The 17,858-nt window shown below is 55.3% G+C and carries 15 protein-coding genes; 7 read left to right on the forward strand and 8 right to left on the reverse strand.

The window, feature by feature from the left end:
- The first annotated feature begins 215 nt into the window (after positions 1-215).
- The gene (locus M989_RS00480) at positions 216-920 is read left to right on the forward strand and encodes a FadR/GntR family transcriptional regulator (protein ID WP_064540806.1); all 705 of its coding nucleotides are present in this window, start codon (positions 216-218) and stop codon (positions 918-920) included.
- 10 nt (positions 921-930) lie between these two features.
- The gene (gene mdtD / locus M989_RS00485; protein ID WP_064540545.1) at positions 931-2,319 is read left to right on the forward strand and encodes a multidrug transporter subunit MdtD; all 1,389 of its coding nucleotides are present in this window, start codon (positions 931-933) and stop codon (positions 2,317-2,319) included.
- A 2-nt stretch (positions 2,320-2,321) separates the two neighbouring features.
- On the opposite strand, the gene rbsR is transcribed toward mdtD, so the two are convergent.
- From rbsR to kup, 7 genes are all read right to left on the reverse strand, one after another.
- Positions 2,322-3,314 (reverse strand): ribose operon transcriptional repressor RbsR, encoded by a 993-nt coding sequence (gene rbsR, locus M989_RS00490; RefSeq protein WP_157093499.1) that lies wholly within the window; start codon positions 3,312-3,314, stop codon positions 2,322-2,324.
- A gap of 3 nt (positions 3,315-3,317) precedes the next feature.
- Complete coding sequence (rbsK, locus tag M989_RS00495; protein WP_064540550.1) at positions 3,318-4,247, reverse strand: ribokinase; 930 nt, start codon at positions 4,245-4,247, stop codon at positions 3,318-3,320.
- A 111-nt stretch (positions 4,248-4,358) separates the two neighbouring features.
- The gene (gene rbsB / locus M989_RS00500) at positions 4,359-5,249 is read right to left on the reverse strand and encodes a ribose ABC transporter substrate-binding protein RbsB (protein WP_064540553.1); all 891 of its coding nucleotides are present in this window, start codon (positions 5,247-5,249) and stop codon (positions 4,359-4,361) included.
- 27 nt (positions 5,250-5,276) lie between these two features.
- Positions 5,277-6,242, reverse strand: coding sequence for a ribose ABC transporter permease (gene rbsC, locus M989_RS00505; protein WP_064540556.1), 966 nt, complete (start codon positions 6,240-6,242; stop codon positions 5,277-5,279).
- 5 nt (positions 6,243-6,247) lie between these two features.
- On the reverse strand, positions 6,248-7,753 hold the full coding sequence (rbsA, locus tag M989_RS00510) for a ribose ABC transporter ATP-binding protein RbsA (RefSeq protein WP_064540561.1): 1,506 nt from the start codon (positions 7,751-7,753) through the stop codon (positions 6,248-6,250).
- A gap of 7 nt (positions 7,754-7,760) precedes the next feature.
- Positions 7,761-8,180: a D-ribose pyranase gene (gene rbsD, locus M989_RS00515; RefSeq protein ID WP_064540564.1), complete on the reverse strand. Its 420-nt coding sequence runs from the start codon at positions 8,178-8,180 to the stop codon at positions 7,761-7,763.
- A gap of 174 nt (positions 8,181-8,354) precedes the next feature.
- Complete coding sequence (kup, locus tag M989_RS00520; RefSeq protein ID WP_064540568.1) at positions 8,355-10,223, reverse strand: low affinity potassium transporter Kup; 1,869 nt, start codon at positions 10,221-10,223, stop codon at positions 8,355-8,357.
- A gap of 219 nt (positions 10,224-10,442) precedes the next feature.
- Here kup and ravA point away from each other — a divergent pair, with 219 nt between their 5' ends.
- Both ravA and viaA read left to right on the forward strand, forming a co-directional pair.
- Positions 10,443-11,939, forward strand: coding sequence for an ATPase RavA (gene ravA / locus M989_RS00525; RefSeq protein ID WP_064540571.1), 1,497 nt, complete (start codon positions 10,443-10,445; stop codon positions 11,937-11,939).
- Complete coding sequence (viaA, locus tag M989_RS00530) at positions 11,939-13,390, forward strand: ATPase RavA stimulator ViaA (RefSeq protein ID WP_064540574.1); 1,452 nt, start codon at positions 11,939-11,941, stop codon at positions 13,388-13,390. Before ravA ends, viaA begins: the two co-directional genes overlap by 1 nt.
- 5 nt (positions 13,391-13,395) lie before the next feature.
- Here viaA and asnA read toward each other — a convergent pair whose 3' ends face one another.
- The gene (asnA, locus tag M989_RS00535; RefSeq protein WP_064540576.1) at positions 13,396-14,388 is read right to left on the reverse strand and encodes an aspartate--ammonia ligase; all 993 of its coding nucleotides are present in this window, start codon (positions 14,386-14,388) and stop codon (positions 13,396-13,398) included.
- 151 nt (positions 14,389-14,539) lie between these two features.
- On the opposite strand from asnA, the gene asnC reads away from it, so the two are divergent.
- From asnC to mnmG, 3 genes are all read left to right on the forward strand, one after another.
- On the forward strand, positions 14,540-14,998 hold the full coding sequence (gene asnC, locus M989_RS00540) for a transcriptional regulator AsnC (protein ID WP_035893632.1): 459 nt from the start codon (positions 14,540-14,542) through the stop codon (positions 14,996-14,998).
- Positions 14,999-15,085: 87 nt separating this feature from the next.
- Entirely contained in the window at positions 15,086-15,535 is a 450-nt protein-coding gene (gene mioC, locus M989_RS00545; RefSeq protein WP_064540579.1) for an FMN-binding protein MioC, read from the forward strand.
- Positions 15,536-15,907: 372 nt separating this feature from the next.
- Positions 15,908-17,797, forward strand: coding sequence for a tRNA uridine-5-carboxymethylaminomethyl(34) synthesis enzyme MnmG (mnmG, locus tag M989_RS00550; protein ID WP_064540583.1), 1,890 nt, complete (start codon positions 15,908-15,910; stop codon positions 17,795-17,797).
- The last annotated feature ends 61 nt before the right edge of the window (positions 17,798-17,858 follow it).

Genomic DNA, 17,858 nt, shown 5'->3' on the forward strand with positions numbered 1-17,858 from the left:
GTCGGCTTGCTTGCCGTTGTTCCGTGTCAGTGGGAGCGCATTATAGGGAGTTTATTCTGCCTGACAAGGGGAAATTTGAATTATTTTATCGCTCGCTATTTTTTTCATCAAATTGCTTATGAATACGCCGTAAAATGCCCGGATTGCTGTTTTTAACACCGATTCAGCACGTCAAATGGCATACTAAAGAAAGATAAATAATAGGAATGGCATTTATGTCTCTAAGCGCACAGCAACTGGCCGCTCAAAAGAACATCTCCTGGGTCCTGGCTGAGAAAATAGCCCAGAAGATATTAACCGGTGAGTATCCCCCGGAAAGCATCCTCCCCGGCGAGATGGAGCTGGGTGAAATTTTCGGCGTGAGTCGAACCGCCGTTCGCGAAGCGGTAAAAACGCTGTCAGCGAAAGGGATGCTGCTTCCTCGCCCGCGTATTGGTACCCGTGTGATGCCTCAGGCCTACTGGAACTTCCTCGATACCGAGCTGATCTCCTGGTGGCTAACGACTGATAACTTCCAGGCCGTCATGAAACACTTCCTGGTGTTGCGCCGCAGTCTGGAGCCGCAGGCATGCATGCTGGCCGCTACGCTCGGCACCGCCGAGCAGAAAGCCCAGCTCAATACCTTAATGGAAGAGATGGCGACGTTGGAGAAAACATTCAACCGCGAGCGTTGGATCGATATCGACACCTCCTGGCATGAGCACATCTATGAAATGAGCGCTAACCCGTTTCTGACATCATTCGCCAAACTGTTCCACTCGGTGTACCACATCTATTTCACCTCTATTACCGAAGATGAGGTGATTGAATTGGCGAGCCACCAGGCCATTGTTGATGCAATACAGGAAGGCGATGGCCCACGGGCATACCAGGCCTGCCAGGCTTTATTAAACGCGCCACATATTCTGACCGCAGTATAAAGGACAGCGAATGACTGAGAAGAAAGCGCGGAGTATGGCCGGGCTACCGTGGATAGCCGCGATGGCCTTCTTTATGCAAGCATTAGACGCCACCATTCTGAATACAGCGCTGCCCGCTATCGCGCACAGCCTCAACCGGTCGCCGCTGGCGATGCAATCGGCGATTATCAGCTACACCCTTACCGTGGCCATGCTGATCCCGGTCAGCGGCTGGCTTGCTGACCGCTTCGGTACCCGACGCATCTTTATGCTGGCGGTCAGCCTGTTTACCCTTGGTTCACTGGCGTGCGCGCTTTCCACTTCGCTCGGCGAACTGGTGATCTTCCGTATTATTCAGGGGATTGGCGGCGCCATGATGATGCCCGTCGCCCGTCTGGCGCTGCTGCGCGCCTACCCGCGTAGCGAACTGCTACCGGTGCTTAACTTCGTCACTATGCCGGGGCTGATAGGGCCTATTCTGGGCCCGGTACTGGGTGGCGTTTTTGTCACCTGGGCGACCTGGCACTGGATTTTCCTTATCAACATACCGATCGGCGTTATTGGCATGCTGTACGCACGAAAATACATGCCGAACTTCACAACGCCGCGGCGACGCTTCGATCTCTCAGGATTCCTGCTGTTTGGTTTAAGCCTGGTGCTGTTCTCGATCGGGATGGAGCTGCTCGGCGAGCAGATTGTGTCGGGTTGGGTCGCTCTGATGGTGGTACTGTTCAGTATTATTTTGCTGCTGGCCTATATTCGCCACGCGCGTAAGCATCCTACGCCGCTGATCTCTCTGGGCTTATTTAGAACGCGGACGTTCTCGGTCGGTATTGCAGGCAACCTGGCGACACGCCTGGGCACCGGCTGCGTGCCGTTCCTGATGCCGCTGATGCTGCAGGTCGGCTTTGGCTATCCGGCACTGATTGCGGGCATCATGATGGCCCCCACGGCAATCGGCTCTATAGTGGCAAAATCAACCGTCACCCAGGTGCTACGCCGGTTGGGCTATCGGAAAACGCTGGTCGGCGTCACGCTGTTTATCGGCCTGATGATCGCACAGTTTTCACTACAATCGCCGTCAATGCCGGTGTGGATGCTGATTCTGCCGCTGTTCGTGTTGGGGATGGCCATGTCGACGCAGTTCACTTCGATGAACACCATTACGCTTGCCGACCTTTCCGACGATAACGCCAGCGGTGGTAACAGCCTGCTAGCCGTCACACAGCAATTGTCGATTAGCCTTGGGGTGGCGATCAGCGCCGCGGTGCTGCGCTCGTATCAAAGCATTGTGGGCTCGACGATTGAGCAGTTCCACTACACCTTTATCACCATGGGTGTGATAACGGCGGTGTCAGCGCTGATGTTCATGCTGCTGCGCCCGAAAGATGGACGTAACCTGATAAAAGAAAAACACTAGCCTCACACGGACCCGCGCACCACCAGCTCAGGCGTCAACTGCATACGCTGCTGTTTTTGCCCGGGCTGCGCGATACGATGAATCAGGACATCGATCGCCAGTTCGCCCAGTTCGTCTTTGGGTTGGTGAATGGTGGTGAGCGGCGGCGTCATATAGCGCGCCAGTTCGATATCATCGTAGCCAATCACCGCCATATCCTGCGGAATACGTAGACCAGCCTGATACAACGCCTGATAAACGCCCACCGCCATAGCATCGTTTCCGACGAAAACCGCATCCGGACGTTCAGGATGTGCCAGCAGTTTCTGCATCGCGTCGAACCCGCCGCCAAACTCAAAATTGCTGGTAATTTCATAGCCAGGCAGAATTGGCAGTTGCGCGTTATGCATGGCTTCCCGATACCCTTCCAGGCGCAGCCGCGCCGGGGTTTTATCCAGCGGACCGGAAATACAGGCAATGCGCGTATGACCACGCGCGATCAGGTAGCGAGTCGCCATATCGCCGCCCAGCAGCGAATTGTCCTGAATCAGATCGCTGTCGCCATCAAACGGCGCCCAGTCCATCATCACGGAAGGAATAGAAGGATAGCGCTGCATAATTTCCAGCGAGGGCTGATGCGTTTCGGTGCACAGCAACAGCAGCCCGTCGACGCGCTTTTGCATCAGCGTTTCCAGGTTGCGGTTCATCCGCTGTTCGTCGCCTTCGGTATTGCATAGCACCAGGCTGTAGCCGCGCTCAAAGCAGCTGCGCTCCACGCCGCGTACCAGCTCTGAATAAAAGGGATTGGTACTGGCGGTAATCAGCATACCGATGGTACGCGTTTGATTAAGCTTGAGGCTACGCGCCAGCGCCGACGGCGCGTAGTTCAATGATTTGATCGCAGCGTCGACCTTCTCGGTGATGGCCTCGCTGACAAACCGATCTTTATTGATGACGTGAGACACCGTCGAGGTGGAAACGCCCGCCAGGCGAGCAACATCCTTCATCGTGGCCAAGCATTACCCCTGCTGACGTAAAAATTCGTCGATCTCTTCACGCCAGGGCACAGAGGGCTGCGCGCCTTTGCGCGTGACGGCAATAGCCGCAGCAGCATGAGCAAAACGCAGCGCATCGGCCAACGGCGTGTTCTCCAGCAACGCCGTCATCAGCGCGCCGTTAAAGGTATCGCCCGCGGCAATGGTGTCGATAGCCTGCACTTTAAAGCCCGGTACGCGACGCCCTTCACCCTTAACGCTGGCCCATACGCCCCGGCTGCCAAGGGTAATAATCACCGTGTCGATGCCTTTCGCGTGCAGTACCTGTGCGGCCTTCGCGGCATCGTCATCGTTTTCCACCAGAACACCAGTTAACTTCTCAGCTTCGGTCTCATTGGGGGTAATGATATCCACTAGCGACAGCAGCGTATCCGGCAGCGCGCGCGCCGGGGCCGGGTTCAATACCACGGTCGTCTGATTCTGGTGAGCAATCTGGGCGGCCAGCACGACGCTGTCCAGCGGGGACTCGAGCTGCATCAGCAGCGCATCCGCCTCGGCAATTCGCTCACGCTGCTTCTCTACCAGCACGGTAGACAGCGCCGCGTTAGCTCCTGCGTGAATGCCGATTACGTTCTCACCTTCGCCGTTCACGAAGATCAGCGCCACGCCGGTTGACTCACCCGCAACGGCGCTCACAGGCGCCACGTCAATGCGGTCAACCTGCAACTGTTTACGAATACGCTCGCCGATATCATCGGCGCCGGTACAGGCGATAAACGCGATATCCGCGCCGCTACGCCCGGCGGCAACCGCCTGGTTCGCGCCTTTACCGCCAAACGCGACCTGATAATGGCTACCGGTGACGGTTTCGCCCGGCGTCGGGAAAGATTCAAGATTGAGAATGTGATCGGCATTGATGCTGCCAAGGACGACGAGTTTGCCTGCGGTTTTCATTTTCAGAGTGTCCGGTAAGATGCGCCACCGGTATCCCGGTGGCGCGTGCCCTGCTTTTCTTTTATAGATATAGTCCCTCAGGCTGTGAGAGCCTGAATCGCATTCACGTTATTACTGCTTAATTACCAGCTTCAGGTCAACAGGATATTTTGCCTGCACCTTTTCGCCTTTCAGCACTTTGTCGGCGGTTTCCACACCTTTAGCACCGATCTGGTCAGGCAACTGCGCAATAGTCGCTGCCAGTTTACCGTCGTTTACCGCTTTTTCGCCATCCGGCGTACCGTCAAAGCCGACTACCATCACATCGGATTTACCGGCGGTTTGCAGCGCACGCAGCGCGCCCAGCGCCATTTCATCGTTCTGTGCGAATACGGCCTTCACATCCGGATGCGCGGTGAGCAGGTTCTGCATGACGTTCAGACCTTTAGTACGGTCGAAGTCTGCCGGCTGGCTGGCCAGCACGTTAAATTTATGGGCCGCCACGGCCTGCTGGAAGCCTTCACCACGCTCGCGCGCGGCGGAAGTCCCGGCAATGCCTTGCAGCTCGATGACTTTAGCGCCTTCACCGGCTTTTTTCGCGATGTAGTCACCGGCGATTTTACCGCCCAGTACGTTATCGGAAGCAATGTGGCTCACAACGTCACCTTTAGAGGCCACGCGGTCGAGGGTAATCACCGGGATTTTAGCCTGGTTTGCCATCTTGATGGCGTTACCCACCGCGTCGGAGTCCGTCGGGTTGATCAGCAGAATTTTGGTGCCACGAACCGTTAAATCCTGAACGTTAGCCAGCTCTTTCGCCGGGTTGTTCTGTGAGTCCAGAACCACCAGGTTATAGCCCAGTTTGTCCGCTTCTTTCTGCGCGCCATCCTTCAGGGAGACGAAGAACGGGTTATTCAGGGTAGAGATAACCAGCGCAATGGTATCTTTCGCCATCGCGTTCGCACTGACGGTGGCGCTCAGCGCAACCGCGGAAACCAGGGTAGCCAGTTTTTTCATATTCATATCTAAGATGTCCTGTAGTGTCGTTTGTTACTGCTTTTTGTTGTCCACCAGCACCGCCAGCAAAATGACGACTGCTTTAACGATCATCTGGTAATAAGAAGAAACGCCTAACAAGTTCAAACCGTTGTTCAAGAACCCAAGAATCAGCGCACCGATAAGCGTGCCGACAATACGCCCCTTACCGCCCGCCAGGCTGGTACCGCCCAGCACTACCGCCGCGATGGCATCCAACTCATAGCCGGTACCCGCCGTCGGTTGTGCCGAGGAGAGGCGAGCCACTTCAATAATCCCCGCCAGCGCCGACAGTAACCCGCACAAAGAGTAGACGATAATTTTGACTTTATTGACGCTGATACCGGAAAGACGCGTTGCCGCTTCGTTACCGCCCAGCGCATAGATATAACGACCTAAGCGGGTATGGTGCAGCATGTACCACGCCGCGAGGAAGACAATCGCAATGATCCACACCGGCGTAGGGATCCCCAGCGGGCGGCCAATACCGAACCAGCCAAACACGTCGGCGTTGTCGGTAAAGCCGGTATTGACCGGGCTACCGTTGGTGTACACCATGGTCACACCGCGCAGCAGCAGCATCATCACCAGGGTGGCGATAAACGCCTGCACCCGGCCTTTCGCTACGATCACGCCGGTAACGGCCCCAATTGCGGCACCTAATGCGAGTGCGGCAGCAACCGCCACCAGCGCATTAACTTCGATACCCACAATCGAGGCGGCGACCGCGCCGGTCAACGCCAGCAGAGAACCGACGGACAGGTCGATCCCCGACGTTAAAATGACCAGCGTCATCCCAACCGCCATGATCGCATTCACGGAGGTTTGCTGCAGGATGTTGAACAGGTTATTGACGGTAAAAAAGTTGGGGCTCATGGTCGAGACAATCGCTATCAGCACCAGCAGAGCTATCAGCGATTTTTGCTCCAGCAGCCATGCCTTAGTGAAATAGCGGCGACCCGCCACAGACTGGGTTGTCATCTTTTTTACTCCTGATTCACGCGGTTAAGCTTGCCCACTGCGGCAGCCATTAATACTTCCTGGGTGGCCTGCTCGCGTGAAAACTCACCGCCGAGATGCCCTTCATGCATCACAATAATGCGATCGCTCATCCCCAATACTTCCGGCATCTCCGAGGAGACCAGAATAATGCTCAGGCCGTCGGCCTTGAACTGGTTGATAAGCTGATAAATTTCTTTCTTCGCGCCCACGTCCACGCCGCGCGTCGGCTCATCGAGGATCAGTACCTTCGGACGCGTCATCAGGCCGCGGGCAATCGCCACTTTCTGCTGATTACCGCCGGAAAGCAGGCCGATAGCCTGTTCCATGGAAGGCGTTTTAACGTTAAACAGGCGGATAAAGTCGCCGACCGCCTGCTGTTCATCTTTATGCTTCAGGCCGCCGCCGGCACGGCTGAAGTAGCGCAGCGCAGTCAGCGACATGTTCTCTTTCACCGACATGCCCAGCACCAGACCATCGCGCTTACGGTCTTCGGAGATATAAACGATGCCGTTTGCCAGACCATCCTGCGGTGAACGGGTCACCACTTCATGACCGTCGAGAGTCACGTAGCCGCTGGTGCGCGGCAGCGCGCCGTACAGCACTTTCATTAACTCGGTGCGCCCGGCGCCCATCAGCCCGGCCACGCCGAGAATCTCCCCTTTGCGCAAGGTAAAGGAGACGCTGTTCACGCCCTGCCCGCACAGTGCGTCCACCTTCAGGCGGATCTCACCCGGCTCTTTGTCCAGATGCGGATATTGATCTTCGAGTTTGCGGCCCACCATCATCTCAATCAGCAGATCTTCATTCAGGCTGGCGACTTCGCGTTCGGCAATAAACTGCCCGTCGCGGAAGACCGTCACGTCGTCGCAGATCTCGAAAATCTCTTTCATGCGGTGGGAGATATAGACAATCCCGCGCCCCTGCGATTTCAGCTCGCGGATGACGCGGAACAGGGATTCGGTTTCGGTGTCGGTCAGCGCATCGGTCGGTTCATCCATGATGATGACCTTTGATTCAAAGCTCAGCACCTTGGCAATTTCGACCATCTGCTGATCGCCGATCGAGAGGTCACCCACCAGACGGTCGCTCTTAAAGCGCAGATTGAGTTTGGCCAGCAGAATATCGGCCTCGGCATACATCTTCTTCCAGTCTATTTTGCCAAAGCGATTCACAAACTCACGGCCGAGGAAAATGTTCTCGGCAATCGTCAGCTGCGGGATCAGGTTCAGCTCCTGGTGGATGATGCCAATACCGGCTTCCTGTGAGGATTTTGGGCCGTTAAAGGTGGTCTCTTGACCCAGCCATAATAAAGAACCGGCGTCGCGGGTGTAGATCCCGGTCAGCACCTTCATCATGGTGGATTTGCCTGCGCCATTTTCGCCCACCAGCGCCATCACGCGGCCAGCGTAGACGTTCAGCGCGGCGCCGGAGAGCGCTTTGACGCCCGGGAACGATTTATCGATCCCTTTCAGTTGTAAGAGTGCGTCCATGATGGCCTCAGAAGGTGACGCCAGCACAGAGAATGATATTCGCATACGGGGAACATTCCCCGCTACGAATCACCGCCTGACTGTCTGCGGTTTGTTGTTTGAACTGCTCGTGCGAGACGTAACGAACGTCAATGCAATTTCCCTGGTGTTGCTGCAGTTGCTCGATGTGCTTGAGCAACGTTTCGTGAAGCTGCGGATTATGTTGTTGAATTTCCGCGGCGAGAATGGCGGCCTCGACCTGCATCTCTTGCGTCACCACGCCCAACACCTGCATGAAGGTGGGAACGCCCTGTGTTAGCGCCATATCAATGCGCGCCGTGCTACGAGGGATGGGTAAACCCGCATCGCACACCACCAGCGTATCGGTATGACCCAAACGGGAAATAACCGACGAGATTTCAGAGTTGAGTACCGTACCTTTCTTCATATTGTTTTCTTGCTCCACTAGCGAAACGTTTCGCTGTCATAAGTGTAGTCTGAAGAACGCGCAGAAAACCATCATCAGGTTATAGAAATGTGATCGATATCGAAACGTTTCGCGAACAAAGAAGAGGGGATAAAAAAACACCCTCCGTCAAAATGAGGGAGGGTGTTGATAGCGTTAAATTTCGACCTGGGTGCCCAGCTCAATAACGCGGTTTGGCGGGATCTCGAACTGATCGGGCGCGCGCAGCGCGTTGCGCTGGAGCAGCAGATACAGCTTACCGCGCAGGCGCAGGTACCACGGACGCTTGCCGACAATCAGCGACTCATGCGACATAAAGAACGACGTCTCCATCATCCGGCAGCTTAAACCTTCCAGACCACAGCGGTGGAACACCTCTTCCACATTTGGCGTTTCACGCCAACCGTAGCTGGCCACCACGCGCCAGAAAGTTGGCGAGAGCTGCTCAATCTGCACGCGTCTCACGTTGTGCACGTACGGCGCATCTTCAGTACGCAGCGTCAGCAGAATAACGCGCTCATGAAGCACCTTGTTGTGCTTGAGGTTATGCAGCATGGCAAACGGAATGACGTTCAGCGCGCGCGACATATATACCGCGGTGCCCGGCACGCGGACCGGCGGCGATTTCTCCAGCGAGGCGATCATCGCTTCCAGAGAGTTGCCGTGTTCGTGCATCCGGCGCAGCAGGCGGAAACGCTCGCTTTTCCAGGTGGTCATGATGGTGAGCATGATCAGCGCTAACGTCAGCGGCAGCCAACCGCCGGAGACGATCTTATCCAGGTTCGCCGAGAACAGCGGAATGTCGATGCACATAAACGCCACAAACAGCAGCGCGACAAAGAACTTATTCCAGTGCCAGTTTTTACGCGCCACCGTGGTAAACAGAATGGTCGTCAGGACCATCGTCCCGGTAACCGCAATCCCATACGCCGCTGCCAGGTTTGAGGAGTGCTCAAAGCTAACAATCACGATAACCACGGAGATATAGAGCAGCCAGTTGATGAACGGAATATAAATCTGCCCCGATTCCATCTCTGAAGTATGGATAATGCGCATCGGCGACAGATAGCCCAGACGTACGGCCTGGCGCGTCAGCGAGAAGACGCCGGAGATCACCGCCTGAGAGGCGATAACCGTCGCCAGGGCGGCGATAATCAGCATTGGAATCAACGCCCACTCGGGCGCCAACAAGAAGAAGGGGTTCTTAATCGCTTCCGGATGCTTGAGCAGTAGTGCGCCCTGCCCAAAGTAGTTCAGCACCAGCGACGGCAGTACCACCGAGAACCAGGCCAAACGAATCGGCAGCTTCCCGAAGTGCCCCATGTCGGCATACAGCGCTTCCACCCCGGTAATCGACAGCACCACCGCCCCCAATGCAATAAAGGAGACGGTTTTGTATTGCAGGAAGAAATTGACCGCCCAGTATGGATTCAATGCCTGCAACACTTCCGGGTTGGCGATAATACTGCGCGCGCCGAGGCCTGCCAGCAGCAGGAACCAGATGAGCATAATCGGCGCAAACAGTTTACCGACCATGCTGGTACCGTGCTTCTGAATCGCAAACAGCAACGTCAGGACAATAATCGAGATGGGAACGACCCAGGTATCGAGCTGCGGGGCGATAATTTCCAGACCTTCTATCGCCGACATCACCGAAATCGCCGGGGTGATAACCACTTCGCCATAGAAGAAGCTACCGCCAATCAGCCCAAGAATGACCAGGACAGAAGTCGTGCGCGCAGACGTATTACGCCCCGCCAGAGACATCAGCGTCAGGATCCCCCCTTCGCCGGCGTTATCTGCCCGCATCACGAAGGTGATGTATTTGAGAGATACCGTTAACAGCAATAGCCAGAAGATTAATGACAGAAAGCCAAAAACCGCGTCACGTTCGACGCCAAAACCAAACTGGCCAGATAAACATTCACGAAGCGTATAAAGAGGGCTGGTACCAATATCGCCGTATACCACGCCAATTGCAGCGAGTGTAATCGCTGATAAAGATTGTTTCTTATCAGTGCTCATAGACTAGTCTTTCGTTTACGAAACAAATGTGTGCCTAGTCCCTTGGCCCACGAAAAGCGCACAGTATGCACGATTAGCGTCAAAATCGTACCCCTTAATCACGTCATATTAACCTGCCTCAAGAAACTGTGAGGTACTATTCAGGCTATTCACCTAAAGACTTAAACGTCTATACTCAGCCAGTTAGCTGATTAAACGGCGAAAGGACGCAAGTTAATTATGGCCCAACCACATTTATTAGCAGAAAGAATTTCGCGGCTGAGTAGCGCGCTGGAGAAAGGGCTATTTGAACGTAGTCACGCCATTCGCCTCTGCCTACTGGCAGCCCTGAGCGGCGAAAGCGTCTTTTTACTTGGCCCACCGGGGATCGCGAAAAGTCTGATTGCTCGCCGTCTCAAGTTCGCCTTCCAGCACGCCCGCGCGTTCGAATATCTGATGACCCGCTTCTCCACGCCGGAAGAGGTCTTTGGGCCGCTCTCTATCCAGGCGTTAAAAGATGAAGGCCGCTATGAGCGCCTGACTGCTGGCTATCTGCCAGAGGCTGAGATCGTCTTCCTTGATGAAATCTGGAAAGCGGGCCCGGCCATCCTGAACACCTTGCTGACCGCCATCAACGAACGTCACTTCCGCAACGGCGCCAGCGTTGAAAAGATTCCCATGCGCCTGCTGGTCACCGCTTCGAATGAATTGCCGGAAGCCGAAAGCAGCCTCGAAGCATTGTATGACCGTATGCTGATTCGCCTGTGGCTCGATAAAGTGCAGGATAAGGGCAATTTCCGCTCGATGCTGATTAGCCAGCAGGACGAAAACGACAACCCGATTCCGGCGAATCTTCAGGTTACCGACGAAGAGTACTTCCAGTGGCAGAAAGATATTGGCAACGTGAAGCTGCCGGATGCGGTGTTCGAGCTGATTTTTACCCTTCGCCAGCAGCTGGATAACCTGCCAAATGCGCCTTACGTTTCCGATCGTCGCTGGAAAAAAGCGATCCGTCTGCTGCAGGCCTGCGCTTTCTTCAGCGGCCGCGACACGATCGCGCCTATCGATCTGATCCTGTTAAAAGAGTGCCTGTGGCACGATGCGGAAAGCCGAAATCTGCTGCAACAACAAATAGATATTTTGATGACCGGGCATGCATGGCAGCAGCAGGCCATGCTCAACAAGCTGGGTGCCATCACCCAGCAGCGCCTGCAAATTCAGCAGCAGCAAAGCGATAAAACCGCGCTGAAAGTCACCCGTCTGGGCGGCATGTTTAGCCGCAAACCGCATTATGAGCTGCCGCCGGAGATTCAAACGCCAACGGTGACCCTGCTGCTCCAGCAGCCGCTAAAGCTGCACGATATTGAGGTCATTCACATTACCTTCGAGCGCCAGGCGCTGGAGAACTGGCTGGAAAAGGGCGGTGAAATTCGCGGTAAGCTCAACGGTATCGGTTTTGCGCTGACGTTAAATATGGAAGTGGATGCCGCACAGCATCTGGTCGTGCGCGATATCAGCCTTCAGGGTACACGTCTGTCGCTGCCGGGTTCGGGTTCAGCAGAAAGTATGCCGACCGAGATCCGCCAGCAGCTGCTCGCCTTAGATGAAGAGTGGCACCAGCAGCATAACCGCTTTAGCGAGCAGCAAAAATGTCTGTTCATTCATGACGAGTGGCTGGGACGCATCGAAGCCAGCCTTCAGGACGTGGCCGCGCAAATTAAGCAGGCGCAGAGTTAATGCTGACCATCGACACGCTCAACGTCATGCTGGCGGTCAGCGAAGAGGGGATGATCGAAGAGATGATCATCGCCCTGCTGGCTTCTCCGCAGTTGGCCGTGTTCTTTGAAAAATTTCCACGCCTGAAAAGCGCCATTACCGACGATCTTCCCCGCTGGCGCGATACTTTCAGAAACCGACTCAAAGATGCCCCGGTGCCGCACGAGCTGGAAGAGGAGGTTATCTGCTATCAGCAGAGTCAGCTTCTCTCCACCAGCCAGTTTATCGTTCAACTGCCGCAGATTCTGGCGCTGCTCACCCGCGTACAGTCGCCTTTTGCGGCTCAGGCTCAGCAACTGGCGGCAAATAACGCCACCTTTACCCCCGCGCTGCACACCCTTTTTCTGCAACGCTGGCGCTTAAGTCTGGTCGTTCAGGTCACCTCCCTGAACCAGCAACTGCTGGAAGAAGAGCGTGAACAGCTGCTGAGCGAAGTGCAGGAGCGAATGACGCTAAGCGGACAGCTGGATCCGGTGCTGGTGGAAAACGACAGCGCCGGTGGGCGGCTGTGGGATATGAGCGCCGGACAGCTTAAGCGCGGCGATTATCAGCTGATTGTGAAATACGGTGAGTTTCTCAGCCAGCAGCCTGAGCTGCTGCGCCTGGCTGAACAGCTTGGCCGTTCGCGCGAAGCCAAATCGGTACCGAAGAAAGATTCCCCGATGGAGACTTTCCGTTCGCTGGTGCGCGAGCCCTCCACCGTGCCCGAACAGGTCGATGGCATCCAGCAAAGCGACGATATTCTGCGTTTACTGCCGCCGGAGCTGGCAACGCTTGGGATCACCGAGCTGGAATATGAATTTTACCGGCGGCTGGTGGAGAAACAGCTGCTAACGTACCGTCTGCACGGCGACGCCTGGCGCGAGAAGGTGACCGAGCGTCCGGTCGTACATCAGGACGTCGATGAACAACCGCGCGGGCCGTTTATCGTCTGCGTGGATACGTCCGGTTCGATGGGCGGCTTCAACGAACAGTGCGCGAAAGCGTTCTGCCTCGCGCTGATGCGCGTGGCGCTGGCGGACAACCGTCGCTGCTACATTATGCTGTTTTCCAGCGAAGTGGTGCGCTACGAGTTAACCGGTCGTCAAGGTCTGGAGCAGGCAATCCGCTTTTTAAGCCAGCGATTTCGTGGTGGTACCGATATGGCCAGCTGTTTCCGCGCCATTATCGAGCATCTGCAAAACCCGCAGTGGCAGGATGCCGACGCGGTGGTGATTTCCGATTTTATCGCCCAGCGGCTACCGGATGAGGTGGTCAAAAAGGTGGGGGATCTTCAGCATAAACATCAGCATCGTTTTCACGCGGTGGCGATGTCCGCCCATGGCAAACCCGGGATCATGCGCATTTTCGATCATATCTGGCGCTTTGATACCGGGTTAAGAAGCCGCCTGCTGAGACGCTGGCGGCGATAGATTAGTTACAGCAGAGCGGAGACGCTTTCACGTACCTGAGCCGGCCATACGCCGCACTGCACCTGGCCGATATGAGGCAGTTGCAGCAGCAGCATCGTCAAGCGAGACTGGCCAATACCGCCACCGATAGTCTGCGGCATTTCGCCACGCAGCAGCGCCTGGTGCCATTCCAGCTGTAAACGGTCTTCGTCGCCGGTTATCTGCAGCTGATGTTTCAGCGCTTTCGCATCCACGCGGATCCCCATTGAAGAGAGCTCAAACGCGTCTTCCAGCACCGGGTTCCACACCAGAATATCGCCGTTCAAACCCGTCATGCCGGAGGCGGTCTGAGTGCTCCAGTCGTCATAGTCCGGCGCACGAACATCGTGGCGCTGACCATCGGACAGTTTACCGCCGATACCAATCAGGAATACCGCGCCCAGCTCTTTGGCGATGGCGCGCTCGCGCCCTTTTGCATCAAGGCCAGGATAGCGGCTCAGCAGCGTTTCGCTGTGCACAAAGTGAATTTGTTCTGGCAGGAACGGTGTCAGCCCAAACTCTTTGCTTACGGCAGCTTCGGTTTCTTTAATGCCCGCCCAAATCGCCTTTACGGTGCTTTCCAGCGTGCCGGCGTGGCGTTCGTCATCTCCCATCACACGTTCCCAGTCCCACTGGTCAACGTAAACGGAATGAATCGGAGAGAGTCGGTCTTCATCGGGGCGAAGGGCCTTCATGTGCGTGTACAGCCCTTCGCCCGCGCTGAAGTCGTGTTGTCCCAGGGTTTGACGTTTCCACTTCGCAAGGGAATGAACCACTTCGAACTGGGCATCTGGCAGTGTTTTCACTTTCACCTGAACCGCCTTCTCGCAACCAGACAGGTTGTCCTGCGTCCCATCCCCCACGCGGCTTAAGATCGGCGCCTGAACTTCTACGAGCCCTAGCTTCTCTTCCAGCTGACGGGAAAAATAGGATTTAACGAAACTGATCTGGCGTTGTTTTGCGATGTATGCGGTTTTCATTATTTTTACTCCTGCGTCCTGTTGCCATTGATTAAGCAACAAAATAGGGCATCAATTCAATAATCAAACAATAAAAAGCCTTATCGACTTTTGATTCATTAAAATAAGAGGCTAAAATAGAGAGAATCATTAATCTTCATAAGAAAAACCTATGGAAAATTATCAGATCGACAATCTGGATCGCGGCATTCTTGAGGCTCTGATGGCCAATGCCCGTACCGCCTACGCCGAATTGGCCAAACAGTTTGCCGTTAGCCCAGGCACCATCCACGTTCGCGTAGAGAAGATGAAGCAGGCCGGGATCATTACCGGCGCGCACGTCGACGTCAGCCCCAAACAATTAGGTTATGACGTGGGCTGCTTTATCGGCATTATTTTGAAGAGCGCGAAAGACTATCCGTCGGCGCTGGCACGGCTGGAAAGCCTGGATGAAGTGACCGAGGCGTACTACACCACCGGGCACTACAGCATCTTTATTAAGGTGATGTGCAAATCGATCGACGCGCTCCAGCAGGTACTTATCAACAAGATCCAAACAATTGATGAAATTCAGTCCACCGAAACGCTGATCGTCCTGCAGAACCCGATCATGCGTACCATCAAGCCCTGAACGTTTTTTTAATCCCACATTTTTCCACAGGTAGATCCCAGCTCGCTCACAGCGTACAATGCGCCTTCTTTATAAAGGTGGGCGAGCATGGCAGACATCACTCTAATCAGCGGCAGCACGCTTGGCAGTGCTGAATATGTTGCGGAACATCTGGCGGAAAAGCTGGACGACGCTGGTTTTTCCAGCGAAATGCTGCATGGCCCAATGCTGGATGAAGTTCCTGCTGAAGGGATCTGGCTGGTGATCAGCTCCACACACGGTGCGGGCGACATTCCTGACAACCTGCTTCCTTTATATGAAGCATTATGCGAGCAGAAACCGGATCTCTCCCTGGTTCGCTTTGGTGCCATCGGTATCGGTAGCCGTGAATATGACACGTTTTGCGGCGCGATCGACAAACTGGAAGCCGAACTGAAAGCGTGTGGCGCAAAACAGGTGGGTGAAACGCTGCGGATCGACGTCCTTGAACATGAGATTCCGGAAGATCCGGCTGAAATTTGGCTGGGATCATGGCATCCATTGCTCAGAAATTTGTAAAGATCGTACTTTTTTATGTGGATAACTCTGGTTAAAAGCTTGGATCAACCGGTAGTTATCCAAAGAATAACCGTTGGCTAGTTTTTGAGTTGTGTATAACCCTTCACTTTGATCCCAGCTTATACGGACCAGGATCACCGATCATTCACAGATAACGATCCACCTTAAACGGTTGATCTTAATGTATGGATCGCACTTATCCACAGAGACTGGCGATCCTAATAAGAGATCACAATAGAACAGATCTCTAAATAAAAAGATCTTCTTTTTAATACCCAGGATCCAGACGCTTTCTCCATCGACTAAAGTTGAGTAGAATCCACGCCCGGACTTCAATCCATTTAAAAACCGCAGTACGCGAGGCAAACCACCATGTTTTATCAGGATCCTTTTGACGTCATCATCATTGGCGGGGGTCATGCAGGCACTGAGGCCGCGATGGCCGCAGCGCGAATGGGTCAGCAGACCCTGCTTTTGACACACAATATCGACACCCTGGGGCAGATGAGCTGCAACCCGGCGATTGGCGGCATTGGGAAGGGACACCTGGTAAAAGAAGTGGATGCGCTTGGCGGCCTGATGGCAACGGCGATCGACCACGCCGGTATTCAGTTTAGGATACTAAACGCCAGCAAAGGCCCGGCCGTTCGCGCCACTCGTGCTCAGGCGGATCGCGTGCTCTACCGTCAGGCAGTCCGTACCGCGCTGGAGAACCAGCCCAACCTGATGATCTTCCAACAGGCGGTTGAAGATCTGATTGTCGAGAACGATCGTGTTGTTGGCGCCGTCACCCAGATGGGCCTCAAATTCCGTGCAAAAGCGGTCGTGCTGACCGTCGGGACCTTCCTGGACGGCAAAATCCATATTGGCCTGGATAACTACAGCGGTGGCCGTGCTGGCGATCCGCCATCCATCCCGCTGTCTCGCCGTCTGCGCGAACTGCCGCTGCGCGTCAGCCGCCTGAAAACGGGGACGCCGCCGCGAATTGACGCGCGCACCGTCGATTTCAGCGTATTGGCTCAACAAAACAGCGATGATCCTATGCCGGTCTTCTCGTTCCTCGGCGAAGTGTCTCAACACCCGCGCCAGATGCCGTGCTACGTCACGCACACCAACGAGAAAACCCATGATGTGATCCGTAATAACCTCGATCGTAGCCCGATGTACGCAGGCGTGATCGAAGGTATCGGCCCGCGCTACTGTCCGTCGATCGAAGACAAAGTGATGCGCTTTGCCGATCGTAACCAGCACCAGATCTTCCTGGAGCCGGAAGGGCTAACCTCCAACGAAATTTACCCGAACGGTATCTCCACCAGCCTGCCGTTTGACGTGCAGATGCAGATCGTCCGCTCGATGCAGGGGATGGAAAACGCGAAAATCGTCCGTCCAGGCTATGCTATTGAGTACGATTTCTTCGACCCGCGCGACCTGAAACCGACGCTGGAAAGCAAATTTATTCATGGTCTGTTCTTTGCCGGGCAGATCAACGGCACCACCGGCTACGAAGAAGCGGCGGCGCAGGGGCTGTTGGCGGGTCTTAACGCCGCGCGGCTGTCCGCAGAGAAAGACGGCTGGGCGCCGCGTCGCGATCAGGCTTATCTCGGCGTGCTGGTGGATGACCTCTGTACGCTGGGGACAAAAGAACCGTACCGCATGTTCACCTCCCGCGCCGAATATCGTTTGATGCTGCGTGAAGACAACGCCGATCTGCGCTTGACCGAAATCGGTCGCGAGTTGGGGATGGTGGATGACGTCCGCTGGGCGCGTTTCAACGAGAAGCTGGAAAACATCGAGCGCGAGCGCCAGCGTCTGAAGTCGACCTGGGTCACGCCATCGGCGGAATCTGCAGTCGAAGTGAACGCTCACCTGACTGCACCGCTGTCTCGCGAAGCCAACGGCGAAGATCTGCTGCGTCGTCCGGAAATGACCTACGAGCAGCTGACCTCCCTGACACCGTTCTCTCCTGCGCTGAAAGATGTTCAGGCGGCAGAGCAGGTGGAAATCCAGGTGAAATACGAAGGTTACATCGCGCGTCAGCAGGATGAGATCGAAAAACAACAGCGCAATGAAAACACGCTGCTGCCGGCCACCCTCGACTATCGTCAGGTGAACGGGCTGTCAAATGAAGTCATTGCCAAGCTCAACGATCACAAACCGGTTTCGATCGGCCAGGCATCGCGTATCTCCGGGATCACCCCGGCGGCGATCTCGATTCTGCTGGTATGGCTGAAAAAACAAGGTCTGCTGCGCCGCAGCGCCTGATTACCGCCCAGGCGGCTCTTCTGGCGAGCATCTTACGCTCGCCCACTTGATTCATCGGCCC

Source organism: Kluyvera georgiana ATCC 51603 (assembly GCF_001654985.1).
In the GTDB taxonomy this organism is placed as follows: Bacteria; Pseudomonadota; Gammaproteobacteria; order Enterobacterales; family Enterobacteriaceae; genus Kluyvera; species Kluyvera georgiana.